Raw genomic sequence first — 21,785 nt, 5'->3', positions numbered from 1 at the left:
AATACCGGCCTGTCACGCCGGGGGTCGCGGGTTCGAGTCCCGTCCGCTGCGCCACATACCGCTCGCGAGCTCTGCCTCGCGGGTAACGAAAAAAGCGGCCCTTGAGGCCGCTTTTTTCGTCCTGCACTTTTGTCGCCACGTCTTGCCGGCGGGAAACCCCAACGCTTCGCTAGCCTCCAATGGCTATCATCGATGCGCGGGAGTGGCCATGAAGATCGCCTGTCTGGGTTGGGGTTCGTTGATCTGGAAGGCGGCGGAATTGCCGGTCGCCTCGGATTGGTTCGCCGATGGACCCTGGTTGCCCATCGAATTCGCCCGGGAGGGCGACAGCGGCGAGTTGGCTACGGTCATCTGCGAGGGCGTGGCCGAGGTCCAGGTGCTCTGGGCCTCTCTGGCGGTCGAGACCCTGGACGAGGCGCGTGAAGCCCTGCGCGCGCGCGAGGGGGTGCCGAGGGAGCAACCCGAGTGCATCGGCAGCTGGCCGCGCGGTCCGCAATCGTCATTCCAGCAGCGCATCGCCGCCTGGGCGGCGGAGCAGGGTGTCGACGCCGTGGTCTGGACCGCCCTGCCGCCGCGCAGCGGCGGCCTCAATCAGCGCATGCCGACGGTGGAACAGGCACTCGATTACCTGCGCAAACTCGACCATGAGCGGCAGGCGCACGCGCGGGACTATATCCGCCGGACGCCGGTGGCCATAGACACCGAATACCGACGGGTAATAGCGCGGACGTTCAACTGGCAGCCCGTACCCGAGGCGCAACCGGATCTGGACGCATCGGCCTGAGGTGCATGCCAGAGCGCTTCGCGAAGTCTGAGCCACAGAGTTCAGCCAACTTCTGCATGATTATGCAGTTGAATTGAAGGCTCGTATTCGGCGGCCTTTCTTCGAGAGGATTCGGTTACTCCCAGACTACTTGCGAAGATGCCTAACAAGACCTTGTTGGCGCCAATTCTCCGGCTTGGCTTAAGGTTTTCTTAATATTCAAACTTGCCGTCGCAAGAAGTGGCCGCTATTTTTTAAAAGGATTACGTGTCACTGGCATCCGCGGCATCAATCCTTTATCTTCGCCTGCAACTTTCGCTCGCGGGCGAAATTTCCATTAGCCTTTTTCAGATTGTTGCCAGGAGTGCCCATGTCCCGTCTCGCCGAATTCCGTGCTGCCGAAGAGCAACTTCGCGCCCAACTGCAACTGCTCGAAGATCTCAAGCAAGACAGTTCCCTGCAGAAAGAAATCGAATTCGAAAGTAAGCTCCAGGCGCTGATGGATGAATATCACATGAACCTGGGTGATATCATTGGCATTCTGGATCCCAACGCTGCCCCCAAGCACAAGGCGCAGACGCCGCATCCGGAGAAGCCGGCTGGCAAGCGTCGTCCGCGCAGCACCAAGCGTTATCAGCATCCCAAGACTGGCGAAATCATCGAAACCAAGGGCGGCAACCACAAGTTGCTCAAAGCCTGGAAAGCCGAACACGGCGCCGATACCGTGGAAGGCTGGCTGCAGTAACGTCTTGCCTGGATTTCGGTCGTTAGCTGCGCAAGGCAGGCCTATCGACCGGAATCCTTTTCCCGCCGCTGCAATCTAGGCGCGTCCCGTAATCCCGCCACCTTCAAGCCCATACCAAGGGCAATGGTTTTCCTGGCGTAGCTCTAACTGCGGCTACCACTGTATTCATCATATCTTTTAATTCCCCGCGCGTTTACAAGGAAGGCCAAAGCGAGCCGCCTTATGCGGACCGTGAAGGACGGGGTAATGATGGGGAAGGTGGCTTATTTCCGCACTGGGCGAGCGGCATTCAGTCCAGGACGGCTAACCTTCGACACGCAGGCGATAACCCACGCCGGGTTCCGTGACGATATAGCGCGGCGCCAGCGGATCATCCGCCAACTTCTGCCGCAGATGGCCAATCACGATGCGTAGATAATGACTGTCCTGCGCATGGGTCGGGCCCCAGATATCGATCAGCAATTGCCGCTGGGTCACCACCCGTCCCGGATGGTGGGCGAGGGCGGCCAGCACGGCGTACTCTTTGCGCGTCAGGGCCACTTCGCTGCCGCCCAGAACGACCCGTCGATAGGCGAAATCCACTTTCAGATCGCCAACCTCCAGCGCCGCGACCTGCTGGGTCGCCGTGGTCGGGGTCTGCCGCAGCAGGGCGCGACTGCGGGCCAGGAATTCCTGGATACCGAAGGGCTTGGTCACGTAGTCGTTGGCGCCGGCATCCAGGACGCGGACCTTCTCGCGCTCGTCCGCCCGCACCGACAGCACCAGCACCGGCACCGCGGACCATTCGCGCAGGTCGACCAGCACCTCCTGGCCATCGCGATCGGGGAGGCCCAGGTCGAGGATGACCAGGTCCGGCTGGCTCAGCGCCGCCTGGGCCAGGCCTTCGGTGCCGGTGGCGGCTTCGCTGACCTGGTAGCCCTGGGCCGCGAGGCTGATGCGCAGGAATTTGCGGATCTGGGGTTCGTCGTCGATGACGAGGACGTGAGCGGGCATCTGAGCGGGTTCCACACGAGAAGGCGTCATCATAGCCGCTGTGATTGCCGGGTCGCCTGGCCTTATTCGGCCGGAGGAGCGGGCAGTGGCAGATGCATGCGCAGCGTGGTGCCCCGACCGTCGAGGCCGTCTTCCACGCTGACCCGTCCGCCATGGGCGCCGACCATGCCCTGGCAGATCGCCAGCCCCAGACCGGTTCCCTGCCCACCCCGGTCGCCGCGGGCGGCGGTATAGAACATGTCGAAGATCCGCGTGCGATCCTCGGGCGGAATGCCCGGGCCTTCGTCGGCCACGGCCAGCTGCAGTTCATTGCCCTGGCGCAGCACGCTGATTTCCAGCCGGCCGCCGGGTGCGGAGAAGCGGATGGCGTTCTCCAGCACATTGACCAGCGCCTGTTCGATCAGCGCCGGATGAACCCAGAGCAGTGGCAGGCCCGGCTCGATCCGGGTGGCTACCTGCAAGCCGCTCAGCAGCGGCTGCAGGCGCTGCAGGGCGCTGGCGAGGATGTCGCCGGGGTCGACCCAGTCCCGTGCCAGCTGCAGGCTGCCGTGGCCGAGGCGGGTCATGTCGAGCAGATTCTGGATATAGCGATCGAGGCGTTCGGCCTCCTGGCGGGTGGCCTCCAGCAACTCCTGGCGATCGCTGGCGGGAATGGCTTCGCCCAGGGTCGCCAGGGCATCGATGGAGCCGCGCATCACCGTCAGCGGCGTGCGCAGGTCATGGGACACCGAGGCGAGCAGGGCGCTGCGCAGCTGTTCGGTCTCGCCATGCAGGCGCGCGGCTTCGAGATCCTCGCTGAGGCGCACTCGCGCCAGGGCCTGGGCCAGCGGCTGCGCCAGGCTGGCCAGCTGGCGCCGCTCGGCGTGGTCCAGGGGCTGGGCATCGTCGCGCCGTACGCCGAGCACGGCCAGGCTGCCGCTCTCGCCGAGCAGCGGCCACCACCACCAGCCACCGGAGGGCAGGGTGTCGGTGCCGCAGCCGGCCGGCTTTTCCTGCTTCCAGGCCCATTCGGCGGCGATGCGTTCGTGGTCGGCCAAGAGCAGGTCGCCCGGTTGGGTCACCAGTTGCCCCGCCTTTTCCGGCAGCAGCAGGCAGATGTGGCGCGTCGCATCCCCTAATTGCTTGAGGGTGACGCTGACCACCGCCTGGCGATCGCTGGCGGCGCTCAGCTGGCGGGTGAAGTCCAGCAGCGCCAGGGTCTCGCGCTGGGTGCGGCGCAGTGCCTGCAGCTGGCGCCGCTGGCGGGCGGCCAGGTCACCGGTGAGCAGGGCCATCAGCAGGAAGAAGGCCAGGGTGAGGACATCCTGCTCGCGGTTGATGGTCAGCGAGAAGGCCGGCGGGATGAACAGGAAATCGTAGGCGAGAAAGCCCAGCAGGGCGCAGAACAGCGCCGGACCGCGGCTGCTGCGCACCGCCACCAGCAGGACGGCGGCAAGAAAGATCAGCGAGATATTGGGCAGTTCCAGCAGCCCGGACAGGCCCTCGGCGATGACCGCGGCCACGGCGGTGGCCAGGACGGCGGCGCCATAGGGACCGGGCCTGAGCGCCCGGCGTGGCCGGGCGGCGGGCGGCGCGTCGCGATCCAGATCGAGGATGGCGATCTCCAGCCCCTGGGCCAGGCGCAGCAGGCGACTGGCCAGGCGGCGCCGCAGGCTGAAGCCACGCGGGCGGCCGCGACCGATCAGCAGCACGCTGGCGCGCTGGTCGCGGGCATGGCGGACCAGGGCGCGGGCCGGATCGCTGTCTCTCAGGGTCAGCACCTCGCCCCCCAGGCGTTCGGCCAGGCGTTGACTGGCCTGGAGGTTAGCGCGGGCGGTGTCGTCCAGCGGCTGGCCGGTGTCGACGTGGACCAGGGTCCAGGGCAGGTGGCGCTGGTCGGCGAGGCGGCTGGCATGGCGCACCAGGCGCTCCGCCAAAGGCGCGGTGCCGGCGCCGACGATGAGACGCCCCAGCAGCGGTGGCGCGGCCTGGCCCTGCTGGCGGTATCTCAGGGCGAGCGCCGAGTCCACCTGGGCCGCGGCGGTGCGCATGGCCAGTTCGCGCAGGGCGGTCAGGTTGGTCTGGCTGAAAAAGGCGTCGATGGCCGCGCGGGCCTGCTCAGGCACATAGACCTTGCCCTCGCGCAGGCGCTCCAGCAGTTCTCGCGGCGGCAGGTCGATGAGCACCAGGTCATCGGCATCGAGCAGCACCTGGTCGGGCACCGTCTCGCGGACCTGGACGCCGGTGATGTCGCGCACCTCGTCGTTGAGGCTTTCCAGGTGCTGAACATTGACCGTGGTGTAGACGTTGAGGCCGGCGGCAAGCAGGTCTTCGACATCCTGCCAGCGCTTGGCATGGCGACTGCCGGGGGCGTTGCTGTGGGCCAGCTCGTCGACCAGCACCAGTTCCGGCGGATCGGCCAGCAGGCCTTCCAGATCCAGTTCGCTGAGCTTGAGGCCGCGATGCTCGACCCGCCGCAACGGCTGCTGCGGCAAGCCGGCGAGGAGGGCAGCGGTCTCCCGCCGCCCATGGGTCTCGACGATCCCGGCGCGCACCCGGCGGCCCTGGCGCAGGGCGGTCTGGGCCGCCTGCAGCATGGCGTAGGTCTTGCCTACGCCAGGCGCCGCTCCCAGGAAGACCTTGAGGCGGCCACGGCCTTCGCGGTGTTCGGCGAGCAGCGCTTCGGCACGCCCGGTGCTGTCGGTCATTTGCTCAGGTCTGCCAGGGCCAGGTTGAGGAGCAGGACATTAACCGTTGCCGGACCGAAGCGCGAGGTGCGCGTCTGTTCGCTCACCAGGGCGTCCAGGCACTCCGGTGGGAGACCTCGCGCGGCGGCGACGCGGGCGATCTGATAGCGGGCGCCGGCCGGGGTGAGGTCCGGGTCGAGGCCGCTGGCGGAGGTGGTCACCAGTTCCTGGGGCACCGGGCCCTGGCCGGCCACCTGGACCTCGGGCAGCGCCTTCTCGATCCGCTCGCGCAGCCCCGGTGCCGACTGGGCCAGGTTGCTGGCGCTGCTGGAGACGGTGGCGTAGTCGCCCGCTGAGGGGCGCGGCTGGAACCACTCGGGGCCGGTGAATTTCTGCGCGATCAGGCGTGAGCCGAGGACGCTGCCGTCTGCGCGCTGCAGCAGGCTGCCGCCGGCCTGGTCGGCGAACAGCACCTGGCCGAGCACCGTCACCAGCAGCGGGTAGGCGCCCCCGGTCAGGGCGCTGAGCAGCAGGAGCATCAATACGGCGGAACGCAATTGCATGAGCATGGCGGTCTCCTCAGACCAGACCCAGGGCGCCGAGCGCCAGGTCGATAGCTTTGATGCCGACGAAGGGCACGACGATGCCGCCCAGGCCATAGATCAGCAGGTTGCGGCGCAACAGGGCGGCGGCGCTGGCGGCCTTGACCCGCACCCCGCGCAGCGCCAGGGGAATCAGCGCGACGATGATCAGGGCGTTGAACACGATGGCCGAGAGGATGGCGCTCTGCGGACTGGCCAGGTGCATCACGTTGAGCGTGTTGAGCTGCGGATAGATGCCGGCGAACAGCGCGGGCAGGATGGCGAAGTACTTGGCCACGTCGTTGGCTACCGAGAAGGTGGTCAGGGCGCCGCGGGTCACCAGCAGTTCCTTGCCCACCTGCACCACGTCGAGCAGCTTGGTGGGGTCCGAATCCAGATCCACCAGGTTGGCGGCCTCGCGGGCGGCCTGGGTGCCGTCGTTCATCGCCATGCCCACATCGGCCTGGGCCAGGGCCGGGGCGTCGTTGGCGCCGTCGCCGCACATGGCCACCAGCTTGCCCTCGGCCTGTTCACTGCGGATGCGCTCCAGCTTCTTTTCCGGGGTGGCTTCGGCGATGACGTCGTCCACCCCGGCCTCGGCGGCGATGGCGGTGGCGGTCAGGGGGTTGTCGCCGGTCACCATCACGGTGCGGATGCCCAGGGTGCGCAACTCCGCGAAGCGCTCGCGGATGCCCGGCTTGACCACGTCCTTGAGGTGGATGGCGCCCAGCAGCCGGCCTTCGCCGCACACCAGCAGCGGGGTGCCGCCGCTCTTGGCGATGGTCTCGATCTCCCGGGCCAGTACCTCCGGCAGGTCGGCACGGGTCTGGCCGAGAAACATCAGCACGGCATCCACCGCCCCCTTGCGATACGCGCGGCCCTGCCAGTCGATGCCCGACAGGCGCGTCTCGGCGCTGAAGGGGATGGGCGTGACCTGGGCGCGCGGCGGCTCTTCCAGCGGGTGCAGGTTGCGCAGGTATTCCACCACCGAGCGACCTTCCGGGGTTTCGTCGGCGAGGGAGGCATAGAGGGCGCCCTCGGCCAGGGCCTTGGGGGTGATGCCCTGGGCCGCGTACAGGGCGCTGCAGCGGCGATTGCCGAAGGTGATGGTGCCGGTCTTGTCCAGCAGCAGGGTATGGACGTCACCGGCGGCCTCCACGGCGCGCCCCGAGGTGGCGATCACGTTCAGCCGCACCAGGCGATCCATGCCGGCGATGCCGATGGCCGAGAGCAGGCCGCCGATGGTGGTGGGGATCAGCGTTACCAGCAGCGCCACCAGGAACAGCAGCGGCAGCTCGCCACCGGCCAGGGCGGCGAAGGGCTGCAGGGTCACCACCACCAGCAGGAAGATCAGCGTCAGGCCGATCAGCAGGATGTCCAGGGCGACCTCGTTGGGGGTCTTCTGGCGCTTGGCGCCTTCCACCAGGGCGATCATGCGGTCCAGGGTCGATTCGCCGGGGTTGGCGGTGATGCGCACCCGGATCCAGTCCGACACCACCCGGGTGTTGCCGGTGACGGCCGAGCGATCGCCGCCGGATTCGCGGATCACCGGGGCCGATTCCCCGGTGATGGCCGCCTCGTTGACCGCGGCCACGCCTTCGATGATCTCGCCGTCACCGGGGATCAGCTCGCCGGCTTCCACCCGCACGATCTGGCCCTTGCGCAGGGAGCTGGCCGGCACCATGCGGTGCTCGCCGTTTTCCTCCAGGCGCGCGGCGAGGTTCTGGCCGATGCCCTTGAGGCTGTCGGCGCGAGCCTTGCCGCGTCCCTCGGCGAGGGCTTCGGCGAAGTTGGCGAACAGCAGGGTGAACCACAGCCAGAGGGTGATCTGCACCGCCACCCCGGTGCTCACGCCATTGTTGGGCGCCAGGCACAGCAGGGTGGAGAACAGCGCGGTGATCTCCACCACGAACATCACCGGCGAGCGGATCTGCTGGCGCGGGTCGAGCTTGACGAAGGCCTGCCGCAGCGCCTGGCGCCACAGGGTGCCAGGGGTAGGAGTGGGCAGGGTGTGGGTCTGGGCATCCATTTCAGCGGACTCCGAACAGTTGCAGATGATCGGCGATCGGCCCCAGGGCGAGCGTCGGCAGGAAGGTCAGGCCACCCACCAGCAGCAGGGTGATCACCAGCAGGGTGACGAACAGCGGGCCGTGGGTGGGGAAGCTGTTGGGCCCGAGCGGCACGGGACGCTTGGCCGCCAGGCTGCCGGCGATGGCCAGGACCGGCAGGATGTAGCCGAAGCGACCGATCAGCAGGGCCAGGCTCAGCATCAGGTTGTGGAAGGGCGTATTGGCGCTGAAGCCGCCAAAGGCCGAGCCGTTGTTGGCCGTGGCCGAGGTATAGGCGTAGAGCAGCTGGCTGAAGCCATGGGGGCCCGTGGCGGCGATCCCGGCGACGCCGGCCGGGACGCTGGCGGCGATGGCGCCCAGCACCAGGACACCCAGCGGCATCACCAGCAGGGTCGCCACCAGCAGCCGCACCTCGGGAGCTTCCAGCTTCTTGCCCAGGTATTCCGGGGTGCGGCCCACCATCAGGCCGGCGATGAAGACGGCGATCAGCACATTGAGCAGCATGCCGTAGAGACCGGCGCCGACGCCGCCGAAGATCACCTCGCCAAGCATCATGTTGAACAGCGCGATCAGGCCAGTCAGCGGCGCTAGGCTGTCATGCATGGAATTTACCGAACCGTTCGAGGCGGCCGTGGTGACCGTCGCCCAGAGGGCAGACGCAGTACCGCCGAAGCGGGTCTCCAGGCCTTCCAGGGACGCCCCCTGGGTGATCGCCAGGCCGGCCAAGGCGGGGTTGGCGTGGTTCTGGGCAACGATAGCGACAGTGCCTCCCACCACCAGCAGGCCGAACATGGCGGCGAAGATCGCCCAGCTCTGCCGCCGATCCTTGACGTAGTGACCGAAGCTGAACACCAGGGCCGCCGGAATCATGAGGATGGCCGACAGCTCCAGCAGATCGCTCAGCGCCGTGGGGTTCTCGAAGGGATGCGCGGAGTTGACGCCAAAGAAGCCGCCCCCGTTGGTACCCAGCTGCTTGATGGCGATCTGACTGGCGGCCGGGCCCAGCGGCAGGGTCTGGGTCGCGCCCTGCAGGGTGGTGGCGTCGACATAGCTCGCGAAGGTCTGGGGCACGCCCTGCCAGATCAGCAGCAGTGCCAGGGGCACGCACAGGGGCAGCAGCACATAGAAGGTGGCGCGGAACAGGTCGACCCAGAAGTTGCCGATCTCCTGGGCGCTGCGGCGGGTGATGCCGCGGGCCAGGGCGGCGAGCACGGCGACGCCCACTGCGGCGCTGACGAAGTTCTGCACGCCCAGGCCGACCATCTGGCTGAAATAGCTCAGCGAGGCTTCGCCGCTGTAGGCCTGCCAGTTGGTGTTGGTGACGAAGCTGATGGCGGTGTTCAGCGCCAGGGTCCATTCCAGCCCGGGCAGATGCTGCGGGTTCAACGGCAGACTGCCCTGCAGCACGAGGATGGCGAACAGCAGCCCGATGCCCAGTCCATTGAACAGCACCAGGGCGATGGCATAGGTGCGCCAGTCCTGGCCGCGGCCATCGGTGCCCACCACCCTGAGGGTCAGCCGCTCCAGGGGCCCGCCGACAAAGGTCAGCCAGGTCCGCTCGCCTTCCAGCGCGCGGTAGAAGTAGCGCCCCAGGAAGGGCGCGGGAAGAAAGGTCAGGGCCAGAAAGGCCAGGATCAGGAACGCGGCTTGGCTGTCCATGCCGCCTCCCTAGGACCGGCCGGCGCGTAGCAGCGCCGCCAGCAGATAGACGAACAGACCCAGTGCCAGGAGCAGGGCCAGAAGATTCCAGGGGGTCATCACGAGTTCTCCAGAGACGGCCGTTGCCGCGTGGAGAAATTGTCGGGAGGAGGGGCGTAAAGAAGCGAGGCGGGGAGTGGTGGCAGGGCGTAAAGAAAGCGTTAAATCGGCCCCGACCGCCGGTGCGGGCGGGGCCTTGGGACTATTGCTTGGGCGCGGCCTGCTGTTCTTCCTTGGCCTTCTTGTTGGCCTCGTGGTGACCGATGGCGCAGCCAGCCGCGGCACCGGCAACGCCGTGACCACCGGCAACATGGCCCGCGGCGCCGCCGACCACGGCGCCCTTGACGCAACCGGCGGCGAAGGTGGCTTGGCTGGCGCCGAGCAGCAGAACAGACAGGGCAAGGGTAGGCAGGAGCTTCATGGTGGCGACCTCTCGTGGGTGCGAAGTAATGTCCTGTAACAATTGACCAGGCTGATCCGTATCAGTTCTCCGGCTCTCCCTCTCGGCCACCAGAGTGCCGTGGACGCCACCCATCACCGGCAGCGTCAGCGGGCCATCGATATCGCGGCCTTGGGCCGCTCCTACCGCCTCAGGTATGACTGTAGGCGCGGCCCAAGGCCGCGCGATCCAGGTACCAGCCGCGACAAGGCTAGGCCTCGGCAAGAATGAAGAGGTTGCGTTGGAGCCGTTGGCGAGGCGTACTTACTCATGTGGTCGCAGATGCAGCACCGCCCAATAGGCCGGCTTTGGCCGCTGCTGGCGATCGAACAGCAGCGGCTGGTCGTCCCCGGGCGCCCCGGGCTGGTGGTTCAGCCAGCTGTGCTTATCGGCGACGCCCCACCAGGTCACCGCGGTGACCTCGGGATGGGTCAGCACCAGGGCCATGAGGTCGCGATAGCGCTCGGCCTGCAGGTTCAGGCGCTGCGCCAGTGGCTGCAGCGGCTGGTAGTCGCGATGCTGGTAGAGACTCATGTCCAGCTCGGTGATCTGGTTTTCCAGTCCGAGGCGGGCGAAGGTGGTGAGCGACTGGTCGATGGCTGCCAGGGATGGCCAGTAGATACTGATATGGGTCTGGTGGCCGATGCCCTGCACCGGCACGCCCTCGGCCAGCAGGCCCTTCACCACCCGCGCCAGGCAGTCGCGCTTGGCCGGTTCCTGGGTGTTGAAGTCGTTGATGAACAGTCGCGCCTGGGGATCGGCGGCATGGGCGGCGCGAAAGGCCACGGCGAGATAGTCAGGACCGACCACCTGCATCCAGCGATCGTCACGCAGGCAACTGGACTGACTGGGCTCTATGGCCTCGTTGACCACATCCCAGGCATAGACCCGCCCGCGGTAATGACCGACCACCGTGGCGATATGTTGCTTCAGGCGCTGCAGCACCTGGTCGCGCGTGGCCGGCTGGCCATCGGCACCCTGCCAGAACCAGTCCGGGGTGTGGCTGCCCCAGAGCAAGGTATGACCGCGCACTGCCAGGCCGTGCTGTTCGGCGAAGGCGACGAGGGCATCGGCCGGTCCGAAGACATAGCGGTCTTCCTGGGGATGAATGCGCAGGGGCTTCATGGCATTTTCCGCCACCAGACTGCTGAATTGCCGGGCCAGCAGCGTCCCGTCGGCAGCCGCGAGTTGCTCGGGCTCGACCGCCGCGCCGATCTTCAGGCGTGCGCCATAGGCCGCGGCCAGGGAGCGCGTGGCGGTCGGCTCCGCGGCCAGGGCACCGGCATTCCAGAGACCCAGCGACAACAGCAGCGCAAGCAGGGGACGCGGCATCGGGATGATTCTCCCGCAGTCTGTCGTGATGGCGGCCGGCCGATCAGCCATGAGGGTGCTGCGGGTCTTCCTTGGCCTTCGCCGCCAGGTGGTGGCCGATGGCGCAACCAGCAACGGCACCGGCGATGGCATGGTGACCGGCGACATGCCCGGCCATTCCGCCGACTACAGCGCCCTTGATGCAACCCGCCGCCAGGCTTACCTGGCTGAGGCCGAGCAGGGAGACCGACAGGATGACGACCGCAAGACGTTTCATGGGCAGACCTCGGCATAAGGGAGCCCAGAGCCTAGAGCGTCCGGGTTAAGTGCTGCTTAAGGCACGTGCCTGGGATGAAGTCCTCGTAGCGTGGAAAACGGCGCAGCCTTTTCCACGGACCGCTATCAATGGGCCCCCGCCCGGCTTTCCACGTGGACGAGCTGCGCCTTGTCCACACTACTGCGAGCGGACATAAAAAAACCGCCAAGAGGGGCGGTTTTTCAGTACCGAACGCTGGCGTCAGACTTCGACGGCAGCGATACGGGCTTTCTCGGCGCTTTCACGGAATTCGGCGATCTGGTCGAAGCTCAGGTAGCGGTAGACGTCCGCGGCCATGCTGTCGATGCTCTTCGCGTATTCCATGTATTCCTCGACAGTGGGCAGCTTGCCCAGGATCGAGGCCACTGCGGCCAGTTCCGCCGACGCCAGGTAGACGTTGGCACCGTCGCCCAGGCGGTTGGGGAAGTTACGGGTGGAGGTGGACACCACGGTGGCGTTGGCGGCCACGCGGGCCTGGTTGCCCATGCACAGCGAGCAGCCCGGCATTTCCATGCGCGCGCCGGCCTTGCCGTAGATGCCGTAGTAGCCTTCCTCGGTCAGCTGGTGCTGGTCCATCTTGGTCGGCGGCGACAGCCACAGGCGGGTCGGGATCGAACCCTTGACCTTGTCCAGCAGCTTGCCGGCGGCGCGGAAGTGACCGATGTTGGTCATGCAGGAACCGATGAACACCTCGTCGATCTTGTCGCCGGCCACCTGGGACAGCAGGCGGGCGTCGTCGGGATCGTTCGGGGCGCACAGCACCGGCTCGTTGACCTCGGCCAGGTCGATCTCGATGACTTCACTGTATTCGGCGTCGGCATCGGCAGCCAGCAGTTCCGGATTGGCAACCCAGGCTTCCATGGCGCGCGCACGGCGCTCCAGGGTGCGGGGATCACCGTAGCCTTCCTCGATCATCCAGCGCAGCAGGGTGATGTTGGACTGCAGGTACTCGGTGATGGACTCGGGCGACAGCTTGATGGTGCAACCGGCGGCGGAACGCTCGGCGGAGGCATCGGACAGCTCGAACGCCTGCTCCACGGTCAGGTCTTCCAGGCCTTCGATCTCGAGGATGCGGCCGGAGAAGATGTTCTTCTTGCCCTTCTTCTCGACGGTCAGCAGGCCCTTCTGGATGGCGTAGTAGGGGATGGCATGCACGAGGTCACGCAGGGTGATCCCGGGCTGCATCTTGCCCTTGAAGCGCACCAGTACCGATTCCGGCATGTCCAGCGGCATGACGCCGGTGGCCGCGGCGAAGGCCACCAGGCCGGAACCTGCCGGGAAGGAGATGCCGATCGGGAAGCGGGTGTGGGAATCGCCACCGGTGCCGACGGTGTCGGGCAGCAGCATGCGGTTCAGCCAGCTGTGGATGATGCCGTCGCCCGGACGCAGGGAGACACCGCCACGGGTGCGGATGAAGTCCGGCAGGGTGTGGTGGGTCTTGACGTCGATGGGCTTGGGATAGGCCGCGGTGTGGCAGAAGGACTGCATCACCAGGTCGGCGGAGAAGCCCAGGCAGGCCAGGTCCTTCAGCTCGTCGCGGGTCATCGGACCGGTGGTGTCCTGGGAACCGACAGTGGTCATCTTCGGCTCGCAGTAGGTACCGGGGCGCACGCCCTCGACGCCGCAGGCCTTGCCGACCATCTTCTGCGCCAGGGTGTAGCCCTTGCTGCTCTCGGCCGGCTGGTCCGGCTTGTTGAACAGGTCGGTCGGACCCATGCCCAGTTCGGCACGCGCCTTCTCGGTCAGGCCACGGCCGACGATCAGCGGGATACGGCCACCGGCGCGGACTTCGTCCAGCAGCACGGGGGTCTTGAGTTCGAAGGTGGCGAGCACCTCGTCACTGCCATGGCGGGTGACCTTGCCGGCCTTGGGATAGACGTCGATGACGTCGCCCATTTCCAGCTCCGACACGTCGAATTCGATCGGCAGGGCGCCGGCGTCTTCCATGGTGTTGTAGAAGATCGGGGCGATCTTGGAGCCGAAGCAGAAACCACCGGCGCGCTTGTTCGGCACGTAGGGGATGTCGTCGCCGAAGAACCACAGCACCGAGTTGGTGGCGGACTTGCGGGAAGAACCGGTACCGACCACGTCACCGACGTAGGCGACCGGGAAGCCCTTGGCGCGCACTTCCTCGATCTGCTTCAGCGGCCCGATGCTGCCTTGCTGCTCGGGCACGATGCCGTCGCGAGCCATCTTCAGCATGGCCAGGGCGTGCAGCGGGATGTCCGGACGCGACCAGGCGTCAGGGGCGGGGGAGAGGTCGTCGGTGTTGGTTTCGCCCGGCACCTTGAACACGGTCAGGGTGTACTTCTCGGCGATTTCCGGACGCTTCTGGTACCACTCGCCCTCGGCCCAGGACTGCATGACGGCCTTGGCGTGGGCGTTGCCACCCTTGGCCTTCTCGGCCACGTCGTGGAAGGCATCGAACATCAGCAGGGTGTGCTTGAGCTGTTCGGCGGCCACGGCGCCCAGTTCGGCGTCGTCCAGCAGCTCGACCAGGGTGGCGATGTTGTAGCCGCCCTGCATGGTGCCCAGCAATTCGGTGGCGCGCTGGCGGGAGATCAGCGGGGACTGGGTTTCGCCCTTGGCGACCGCGGAGAGGAAACCAGCCTTCACATAGGCGGCTTCGTCGACGCCCGGCGGTACGCGGTTGGTAATGAGGTCGACGAGAAATTCTTCTTCGCCGGCCGGGGGATTCTTCAGCAGTTCGACCAGACCGGCCGTTTGCTCGGCGTTCAGCGGCTGGGGCACGATGCCCTGGGCGGCACGCTCTTCTACGTGGTTACGATAGGCTTCAAGCACAGGTTGACCCTCATCAGTGGTCCAATATTGCGTCCGGGGGCTGGCGCCCCGGAATGTATCCGGCAGGGTATGACGGGGGAGGCTGCGGGCAGGACCGCCGTCGCGCCGGACGCATTCCGCCGGAAGCTGTTTTCAAAGTTTTACGCCGGCTGCTGAAGAGCTGATCGGCGGCAGGGCGGTTGATGAGGCCGCCGCTGCCGGATCACCGGATACTTTGCTCGTGACGCTTTGAAAACAGCTTCGTATCGGACATTGCGCCTATAAGGCTGCCTAATTCTACGCCAAGCCTCGGACGAAGTTAAGCGCTGCGTTGTCGCATCTCTGCTGCAGGTTGCCGGACCCCGGCGGCAGGCTAGCGGCCCAGATGGGCGAAGCGTCCACTGAAGGGCTTGGCGATGGGGTAGGCCAGGTCGCCATGCTTGCTGGTGCCCAGCCCCAGGTCCACCAGGGACTCGGCCAGCTTGACCGCGGCGCTGACGCCTTCGATCACCGGGATGCCGATGGCCTCGCTCAGGGCTTCGCGCAGAACGGCCATGCCGCCACAGCCGAGCACGATGGCGCCGGCGCCTTCCTCGTCGCGGGCACGGCGACCCTCGGCGGCGATCAGTTCGATCAGGCTGTCGTCGGCGGCTTCCAGGGCCAGTACCGGCAGGTCGATACAGCGCACCGAGGTGCAGAGTTCGGCGAAGCCGTACCGCTGCAGCAGGTGCTCGGCGATGATGCGGGTGCGGGTGAGGGTGGTCACCACGGCGAAACGAGTGGCCAGCAGACTGGCCAGATGGAAGCCGGCCTCGGCGATGCCAAGCACCGGCCCGCTGGCCATTTCCCGCGCGGCGAGCAGGCCCGGATCGCCAAAGCAGGCGATGACATGGGCCGCGCAGCCCGCCTCGACGCCCTTGCGCATCTCTTCAATCACGCCGACCGCGGCCACGGCCTCGTCGTAATGACTCTCGATGGACACCGGGCCGGCGTCGGGATTGCTGGCGAGGATGGTGGTACCCGGACGGGCGATGGCCTGGGCCGCGCGACCGATCTTGGCGGTCATGCTGGCACTGGTGTTGGGATTGATGACCTGGATCTGCATGAGGGGCCTCAACTGCGTTTGAAGATGCTGCGGAAATCGGGCTCGGCGGCCGTGGGCCGGTCGATCCGGAGGGATTCGCGGATCAGGCGCAGGTGGCGCGCCATCCAGTCGCTGGCGGCCGCACCCTCGCCTTGGGCGAGCAGGTCCAGCAGGTCTTCGTGCTGGCCGCAATCGCAGCCCAGGCTGTGCCGCGAGCCGTAGATGGCGATCAGCAGCGAAGAGCGGCTGGCCAATTGGGCGACCTGTTCGGTTAGCACCTGATTGTCGGCCAGAGCGGCGAGTTCGACGTGAAAGCGCGCGGACAGCTGGATCGCCAGGCTGTGGCGCCCGCCGTGCTGGGCCTCGTGCTCCTCGAGGCAATGTTGCCGCAGGGACGCCAGCTGGGCGCTGTCGACCCGGGCGGCCACCAGGGGCATCAGCGCCGGTTCGATCAACTGGCGCGCGGCGAGGATGTCCTGGGCTTCCTTGGCGCTGGGCTGGGCGACCTGGGCGCCGCGATTGGCGCGTAGGGTCACCAGGCGTTCCAGCGCCAGTCGCTGCAGCACCTTGCGGATGCCCGTGCGGCTGATGCCGAAGGTCTCCGCCAGGGTGTCTTCCGGCAGCCGGGTGCCTGGCGCCAGGCGATGCTCGACGATGGCTTCAAGGATGTCCTGGTAGATCCGCTCGTCCCGGGGCGAGGCGGCAACGGCGAGCGGCGAGGGTACTGCACTCATGGGCTGACTCCGGCGATTTGCCTGAATTGTATACAAAGTCTGGGGCGCTGACGATGCGCGAATGCGTCGGGCTCTGTGCGCCAAGGTAGCGCCTCATTGCCACCTAACGCCCCAGGGGAGTGCATCCCCGGTAACGATCCGGCCGCTGACTTAGAGCCTCCCTTCCTGGAAATTTCCTATGGAGCCAGCGAGTTAAGGCCATCTCGGCGCACCTGGCACGGACTCTGCCTGGAGGGATTGTATACAAAACAAGGCAGGCGCCGTATGCAGGTGTCCGCCACCACGGAGGAGGCGATCCATGAACCAGCAGATTCCCCCGGGCTATAGCCCACGTCTGTACAACGAAGATCTCGGCCCGGTCGAGCAGAAATGGAATTGGTACAACATCTTCGCCTTCTGGATGAGCGACGTGCACAGCGTCGGCGGCTATGTCTTCGCCGCCAGCCTGTTCGCCCTGGGCCTGGCCAGCTGGCAGGTGCTGATCGCCCTGCTTGTGGGGATCTGCATCGTTCAGGTGATCGCCAATCTGGTCGCCCGGCCCAGCCAGCAGGCTGGCGTGCCCTATCCGGTGATCTGTCGCCTGGCCTTCGGCGTCTTCGGCGCAAATATCCCGGCGGTGATCCGCGGCCTGATCGCGGTGGCCTGGTACGGTATCCAGACCTATCTGGCCTCCAGTGCCCTGGTCATCGTGGTGCTGCGCTTCTTTCCCGCGCTGGCGGTCTATGGCGACAGCAGCTTCCTAGGCCTGTCCTATCTCGGCTGGGGCGGCTTCCTCACCCTCTGGTTCCTCCAGGCCTGCGTCTTCTGGGCCGGCATGGAATCCATCCGCCGCTTCATCGACTGGGCCGGTCCGGCCGTCTATGCGGTGATGTTCCTCCTCGCCGCCTGGATCGTCTGGCGTGCCGGCTGGAGCAACATCAGCTTCACCCTGGCGGAAAAGCAGCTGACCGGCTGGACCGCCTTCGGCCAGGTGATCGTCGCCATCGCCCTGGTGGTGTCCTATTTCTCCGGGCCCACGCTCAACTTCGGTGACTTCAGCCGCTACTGCCGCTCCATGCAGGATGTGCGTCGCGGCAATTTCTGGGGCCTGCCGATCAACTTCCTGGCGTTTTCCCTGGTCACGGTGGTGATCGTGTCCGGCACCCTGCCGGTGTTCGGCGAGATGATCCACGATCCCATCGCCACCGTGGCCCGCATCGACAACACCACCGCGGTGCTGCTCGGCGCCTTCACCTTCGTCACCGCCACCATCGGCATCAATATCGTCGCCAACTTCGTTTCGCCGGCGTTCGACTTCGCCAACGTGGCGCCCAGCAAGATCAGCTGGCGTGCGGGCGGCATGATCGCCGCGGTGGCCTCGATCTTCCTCACCCCCTGGAATCTGTTCAACAACCCCGAGGTGATCCACTACACCCTGGACGTCCTGGCTGCCTGCATCGGCCCGCTGTTCGGCATCCTGCTGGTGGACTACTACCTGCTGCGCAAAGGCCGTATCGAGGTCGATGCGCTGTTCGACGACACCCCGAATGGCGCCTACTGGTACAGCGGCGGCGTCAACTGGGTGGCGGTGCAGGCACTGGTCGCGGCGGCGCTGATCGGGTTGTGCTTCACCTTCGTGCCCTGGTTCAAGCCGATCGCCAACTTCGCCTGGTTCACCGGCTGCTTCCTCGGTGGACTGTTCTTCTACGGGTTGAGCCGCCGCAGCGCCAGTCCGCTGGCGAGCCGAGGTGTCGCCGCGGTGTGATCCGCATCCTGTGATCAGGATGGGATTCTGTACGACCGGCGCGGGCCACCCGCGCCGGTCGTTGACGTTTCCGGCTAGACTAGGTGTTTTGCTCCAAGGCTTGCCGCCCATGCCCGCTCCTGTCATCAAGACGCCCTGTGTCGGCCTGTGCTCGACGATGTTCGGCGACCACGTGTGTCGTGGCTGCAAGAGATTCCACCACGAGGTGGTGAACTGGAATCTCTACAGCGAAGAAGAGCGGCGCGCCGTGTGGGCGCGTCTGGAGCTGCTGCTGGTGCAGGTGGTGTCGGCCAAGGTCGATGTCTTCGATCCGGCACTGTTGCGCCAGCAGTTGCAGCAACGCAGCATCCGCTTCCGGCCCGATCAGTCGGAGTATTGCTGGGCCTATCAGTTGCTGGCCCGGGGCGCGCGCCACATCCAGCAACTGGATGCCTATGGGCTGCGCCTGCTGCCGGAGTTTCGCGATCGCCCCCTGGCCGAGTTGCGCGACGCCATCGACCGGGAATTCTTCCTGCTCTCCGAAGCCCACTACGACCGCTACATCGCCCCGCGCTTCCTGCTCGAAGGCATCGACAGCCGCGTCTGAACGCCAGCAGGCAGGCGGCGCTGCCCAGGCGCCTGCCTTTCTCTATAATGCGCGGCTTTTGCACGGGAGCACGCTGATGTCCTTGCCCGAGATGAACGAATTCCTCGGTTGCCGCACGCCGGATGCCTGGGTCGAGGCCGCGCTGCAGGACCTGCCGACGCTGCTGCAGGACCACGCCAACAACGAGAAGAAGGCCGCCGGCGCCGCCTTCCACTATCTGTTCACCTATTCCAATCGCGCCGAGCTGTCCTGGAAGATGTCGCGCATCGCCCGCGAAGAGCTGCGCCATTTCGAACAGGTGCTGCAGATCATGAAGCGTCGCGGCATCGAGCACCGCAACGTCAGTTCGGCCCGCTATGCCGGCGCCCTGCGCAAGCTCTGCCGCAACCATGAGCCGCTGAAGCTGACCGACAGCCTGGTGATCGGTGCCTTCATCGAATGTCGCTCCTGCGAGCGCTTCGGTGCGGTGGCGCCCCACCTGGATGCGGAGCTGGGCAAGTTCTACGGCGGTCTGCTGGCCTCCGAGGCCCGGCATTTCCAGGACTATCTCAAGCTCGCCTATCTGTATGGCGAGCGCGACGACGTCGACGCCAAGATCGCCGAGGTCCGCGCCCTGGAGGTGGAATTGATCACCTCCAGCGATCGCGAGCTGAGATTCCACAGCGGCATTCCAACCGCTGCTTGAAGCGCATTACTTGCAGGCCTTGGTCTCGCCGACATAGGGATTGCCGCGACCCATGATGCAGGCCAGGCGCTGGTTGCGCTGACGCTCCCAGGCTTCCGGCGGATACTGCTTGGTCCAGGCGGTGTAGAGCTGGCGATCCTGCTTGGACAGGCGCAGGTCGTAGCGATCGCTCATGTAGAAGTAGGTACGGGCGACCATGCCGCGGATTTCCGGGCGGGGCATGGCCGTCTTGGCCTTGAAGTCCACCACCATCTGGCAGGCGCCATACTGGCTGGGCTTCTGCGGCAGCCAGCCGAAGGCGAAGTTGCTGCGGTCGCCATTGACCTCGCCGACCACCGGTACCAGGTTGAAGAGGTCGGCCTCGGCCTTCTGGTACACCGGATCGTTGGCCGTGCAGTTCTTGCGGCCGCCTTTCTGCCAGCACTGGCGCTGGTGGCCGATCACCCAGGCGGGGACGATGTGTTCCCATTCGATGCGGCTGGCGCGCTGGGCGCTCTTGCGCGGGACGTAGCCGCAGCTCTTGAGGTCCACGGTCTTGCCGCTGTAGTGGCAGCCGCAATAGAAATCCACGCCTTGCTTGGCATAGACCTTGGCCGCCACCACCTTGGCTTCGCCGAAGGTACGGGGCGGCTGGGGTGTCGCCAGGGCGCTCAGGGAAGCCAGGCTCAGGCAGAACAGCAGGGCAGGGCGCAACGACATTTAGAATCCGTCCGAAAAAGCGCGGATACTACCGACCCGCTCTTGGTCGCGGTGTGACTGGGTTCACTGGAAGCCGTCCCGCGTCCGCCCGCCAATCAGGCGGAACACGATTCGATATCAATGACTTAGAGGTATGGCATGGCAGCCTGGGATATCTTCTGCACGGTGGTGGACAACTATGGCGACGCCGGTATCACCTGGCGTCTGGCCCATCAGCTGTCCGCCGAGCATGGACAGCAGGTCCGCCTCTGGATCGACGACCTCTATCCCCTGGCGCGGATCCAGCCGGGGGTCGATGGCACCGCCGAGCAGCAATGGCATCGCGGGGTCGAGGTGCGGCTCTGGCACGCCGACTGGACGGCGGCCGAGCCCGGCGACGTGGTGGTGGAAGCCTTCGCCTGTCAGCTGCCGGAAGGCTTCGTCACCGCCATGGCGCGTCGCGCCGCCCGCCCGCTCTGGCTCAACCTGGAATACCTGAGCGCCGAGGAGTGGATCGAAGGCTGTCACGCCCTGCCGTCGCTGCAGCCTACCGGGCTGAACAAGTACTTCTTCTTTCCCGGCTTTACCGCCAAGGTGGGCGGGCTGCTGCGCGAGCACGACCTGCTCGATCAGCGTGACGGCTTCCTCCAGGCGGCCGCGGCCCAGGACGACTTTCTCGCTGGACTGGGTGTGCGGCGCCAACCCGGGGAGCGGCTGTTCTCGCTGTTCGCCTACGAAAACCCGGCGCTGATCGACTGGCTCGATGCCCTCAGCGTTGGCGCCCAGCCCACCTGCCTGCTGGTGCCGGAAGGACGGGTGCTGGCGAACGTCGCCGCCTGGCTCGGCGTGGACTGGCTCAAGGCCGGCGACGGTCACCGTCGCGGCGCCCTGCGGGTGCAGGTGCTGCCCTTCGTCTCCCAGCAGGAGTACGACCGGCTGCTGTGGTGCTGCGACTTCAATGCCATCCGTGGCGAGGACTCCTTCGTCCGTGCGCAATGGGCGGCGCATCCCTTCGTCTGGCACATCTATCCGCAGGAAGAGGACGCTCATTTCGTCAAGCTTGAGGCCTTCCTGGCGCGCTATGCCGCGTCCGGCCCGCCGGCGCTGGCCGCCGCGGTCAGCGCCCTCTGGCTGGCCTGGAACGGTCGCGGAGACCTGGCGGCCGCCTGGTCGGCGCTGGAGGCGCAGGTGGAAAACTGGCGTCTGCTGGCTCGTGAGTGGAGCGATCAGATGGCTTCTCACAGCGATCTTGCCGGCAGCCTGGTGCATTTCCATACAGATTGGCTATCATATGGCGCCTCGAAATCCCGTTCTTCCATCCATACGGATAACCGCATGAAAACCGCACAAGAGTTCCGTGCCGGCCAAGTGGCCATGATCGACAACGCTCCCTGGGTCATCCAGAAAGCTGAATACAACAAGTCCGGCCGTAACGCTGCAGTGGTCAAGATGAAGCTGAAGAGCCTGCTCTCCGGCAGCGCGACCGAGACCGTCTTCCGCGCCGACGACAAGCTCGAGCCGGTGATTCTGGATCGCAAGGAAGTGACCTATTCCTACTTTGCCGATCCCCTGTACGTGTTCGTCGACAACGACTACAACCAGTACGAAGTCGAGAAAGACGACCTGGGCGATGCCATCGCCTTCATCGAAGACGGCATGACCGACGTCTGCGAAGCGGTGTTCTACAACGACCGCGTCATCTCCATCGAACTGCCCACCACCATCGTGCGCCAGATCTCCTACACCGAGCCGGCCGTTCGCGGCGATACCTCGGGCAAGGTCATGAAGACCGCTCGCCTGAACAACGGCTATGAGCTGAAGGTCTCCGAGTTCTGCGACATCGGTGACCACATCGAGATCGACACCCGTACCAACGAGTACAAGTCGCGCGCCAAGGTCTAAACCAGGCGTC

The 21,785-nt window shown here is 66.2% G+C and carries 19 protein-coding genes and 1 pseudogene; 7 read left to right on the top strand and 13 right to left on the bottom strand.

Annotated features, from left to right (window positions below; genetic code table 11):
* The first annotated feature begins 208 nt into the window (after positions 1–208).
* Both GSQ95_RS19390 and GSQ95_RS19385 read left to right on the top strand, forming a co-directional pair.
* Positions 209–784 carry a hypothetical protein gene (locus tag GSQ95_RS19390; protein ID WP_158897046.1) on the top strand — a complete coding sequence of 192 codons (576 nt, stop codon included), beginning with the start codon at positions 209–211 and terminating at the stop codon, positions 782–784.
* A gap of 349 nt (positions 785–1,133) precedes the next feature.
* Complete coding sequence (locus GSQ95_RS19385; RefSeq protein ID WP_007158514.1) at positions 1,134–1,508, top strand: histone-like nucleoid-structuring protein, MvaT/MvaU family; 375 nt, start codon at positions 1,134–1,136, stop codon at positions 1,506–1,508.
* Positions 1,509–1,811: 303 nt separating this feature from the next.
* Here GSQ95_RS19385 and GSQ95_RS19380 read toward each other — a convergent pair whose 3' ends face one another.
* The 12 genes from GSQ95_RS19380 to GSQ95_RS19330 all read right to left on the bottom strand — a co-directional run bounded on the left by GSQ95_RS19380 (position 1,812) and on the right by GSQ95_RS19330 (position 16,180).
* Entirely contained in the window at positions 1,812–2,501 is a 690-nt protein-coding gene (locus GSQ95_RS19380) for a response regulator (protein ID WP_158897045.1), read from the bottom strand.
* Positions 2,502–2,563: 62 nt separating this feature from the next.
* A complete protein-coding gene (locus tag GSQ95_RS19375; RefSeq protein WP_158897044.1) occupies positions 2,564–5,188 on the bottom strand; it encodes a sensor histidine kinase KdpD in 2,625 nt (874 codons plus the stop codon).
* Entirely contained in the window at positions 5,185–5,736 is a 552-nt protein-coding gene (gene kdpC, locus GSQ95_RS19370) for a potassium-transporting ATPase subunit KdpC (protein WP_158897043.1), read from the bottom strand. The genes GSQ95_RS19375 and kdpC overlap by 4 nt, the downstream gene beginning before the upstream one ends.
* Before the next feature lie 10 nt (positions 5,737–5,746).
* Positions 5,747–7,777, bottom strand: a complete 2,031-nt coding sequence (gene kdpB / locus GSQ95_RS19365) for a potassium-transporting ATPase subunit KdpB (RefSeq protein ID WP_158897042.1) — start codon at positions 7,775–7,777, stop codon at positions 5,747–5,749.
* A gap of 1 nt (position 7,778) precedes the next feature.
* Entirely contained in the window at positions 7,779–9,476 is a 1,698-nt protein-coding gene (gene kdpA, locus GSQ95_RS19360; RefSeq protein ID WP_158897041.1) for a potassium-transporting ATPase subunit KdpA, read from the bottom strand.
* Positions 9,477–9,485: 9 nt separating this feature from the next.
* Complete coding sequence (locus GSQ95_RS26190; protein WP_178123841.1) at positions 9,486–9,578, bottom strand: potassium-transporting ATPase subunit F; 93 nt, start codon at positions 9,576–9,578, stop codon at positions 9,486–9,488.
* Positions 9,579–9,717: 139 nt separating this feature from the next.
* Complete coding sequence (locus tag GSQ95_RS19355) at positions 9,718–9,936, bottom strand: hypothetical protein (protein ID WP_158897040.1); 219 nt, start codon at positions 9,934–9,936, stop codon at positions 9,718–9,720.
* Positions 9,937–10,218: 282 nt separating this feature from the next.
* Positions 10,219–11,286: an endo-1,4-beta-xylanase gene (locus GSQ95_RS19350; protein WP_158973875.1), complete on the bottom strand. Its 1,068-nt coding sequence runs from the start codon at positions 11,284–11,286 to the stop codon at positions 10,219–10,221.
* 43 nt (positions 11,287–11,329) lie between these two features.
* On the bottom strand, positions 11,330–11,542 hold the full coding sequence (locus tag GSQ95_RS19345; RefSeq protein WP_158892779.1) for a hypothetical protein: 213 nt from the start codon (positions 11,540–11,542) through the stop codon (positions 11,330–11,332).
* Between the two features lie 240 nt (positions 11,543–11,782).
* Positions 11,783–14,383 carry a bifunctional aconitate hydratase 2/2-methylisocitrate dehydratase gene (gene acnB, locus GSQ95_RS19340; protein WP_158892781.1) on the bottom strand — a complete coding sequence of 867 codons (2,601 nt, stop codon included), beginning with the start codon at positions 14,381–14,383 and terminating at the stop codon, positions 11,783–11,785.
* A gap of 352 nt (positions 14,384–14,735) precedes the next feature.
* The gene (locus tag GSQ95_RS19335) at positions 14,736–15,467 is read right to left on the bottom strand and encodes an aspartate/glutamate racemase family protein (RefSeq protein ID WP_158892783.1); all 732 of its coding nucleotides are present in this window, start codon (positions 15,465–15,467) and stop codon (positions 14,736–14,738) included.
* An 8-nt stretch (positions 15,468–15,475) separates the two neighbouring features.
* Positions 15,476–16,180 (bottom strand): GntR family transcriptional regulator, encoded by a 705-nt coding sequence (locus tag GSQ95_RS19330; protein ID WP_158892785.1) that lies wholly within the window; start codon positions 16,178–16,180, stop codon positions 15,476–15,478.
* Between the two features lie 298 nt (positions 16,181–16,478).
* Here GSQ95_RS19330 and GSQ95_RS19325 point away from each other — a divergent pair, with 298 nt between their 5' ends.
* The 3 genes from GSQ95_RS19325 (at position 16,479) to GSQ95_RS19315 (ending at position 19,195) form a co-directional block, all read left to right on the top strand.
* Positions 16,479–17,924, top strand: a complete 1,446-nt coding sequence (locus tag GSQ95_RS19325; RefSeq protein ID WP_158892787.1) for an NCS1 family nucleobase:cation symporter-1 — start codon at positions 16,479–16,481, stop codon at positions 17,922–17,924.
* A gap of 109 nt (positions 17,925–18,033) precedes the next feature.
* Positions 18,034–18,510, top strand: a complete 477-nt coding sequence (locus GSQ95_RS19320) for a DUF1289 domain-containing protein (protein WP_133860666.1) — start codon at positions 18,034–18,036, stop codon at positions 18,508–18,510.
* A 73-nt stretch (positions 18,511–18,583) separates the two neighbouring features.
* Positions 18,584–19,195 (top strand): tRNA-(ms[2]io[6]A)-hydroxylase, encoded by a 612-nt coding sequence (locus tag GSQ95_RS19315; protein WP_178118419.1) that lies wholly within the window; start codon positions 18,584–18,586, stop codon positions 19,193–19,195.
* A gap of 6 nt (positions 19,196–19,201) precedes the next feature.
* Here the strand turns inward: GSQ95_RS19315 and GSQ95_RS19310 are convergent, their stop codons facing one another.
* On the bottom strand, positions 19,202–19,894 hold the full coding sequence (locus tag GSQ95_RS19310) for an endonuclease (protein WP_158892791.1): 693 nt from the start codon (positions 19,892–19,894) through the stop codon (positions 19,202–19,204).
* 138 nt (positions 19,895–20,032) lie between these two features.
* Between GSQ95_RS19310 and earP the strand changes: the two are divergent.
* Positions 20,033–21,160, top strand: a pseudogene (earP, locus tag GSQ95_RS26185) (elongation factor P maturation arginine rhamnosyltransferase EarP); the annotation flags it as partial.
* Between the two features lie 48 nt (positions 21,161–21,208).
* Positions 21,209–21,775, top strand: a complete 567-nt coding sequence (efp, locus tag GSQ95_RS26180) for an elongation factor P (RefSeq protein WP_166655901.1) — start codon at positions 21,209–21,211, stop codon at positions 21,773–21,775.
* Positions 21,776–21,785 lie beyond the last annotated feature (10 nt).

The sequence above is a fragment of the Pseudomonas sp. BAV 4579 genome, assembly GCF_009765395.1.
GTDB lineage: Bacteria > Pseudomonadota > Gammaproteobacteria > Pseudomonadales > Pseudomonadaceae > Chryseomonas > Chryseomonas aestiva.
This window is presented reverse-complemented; position numbering and strand designations above follow the sequence as displayed.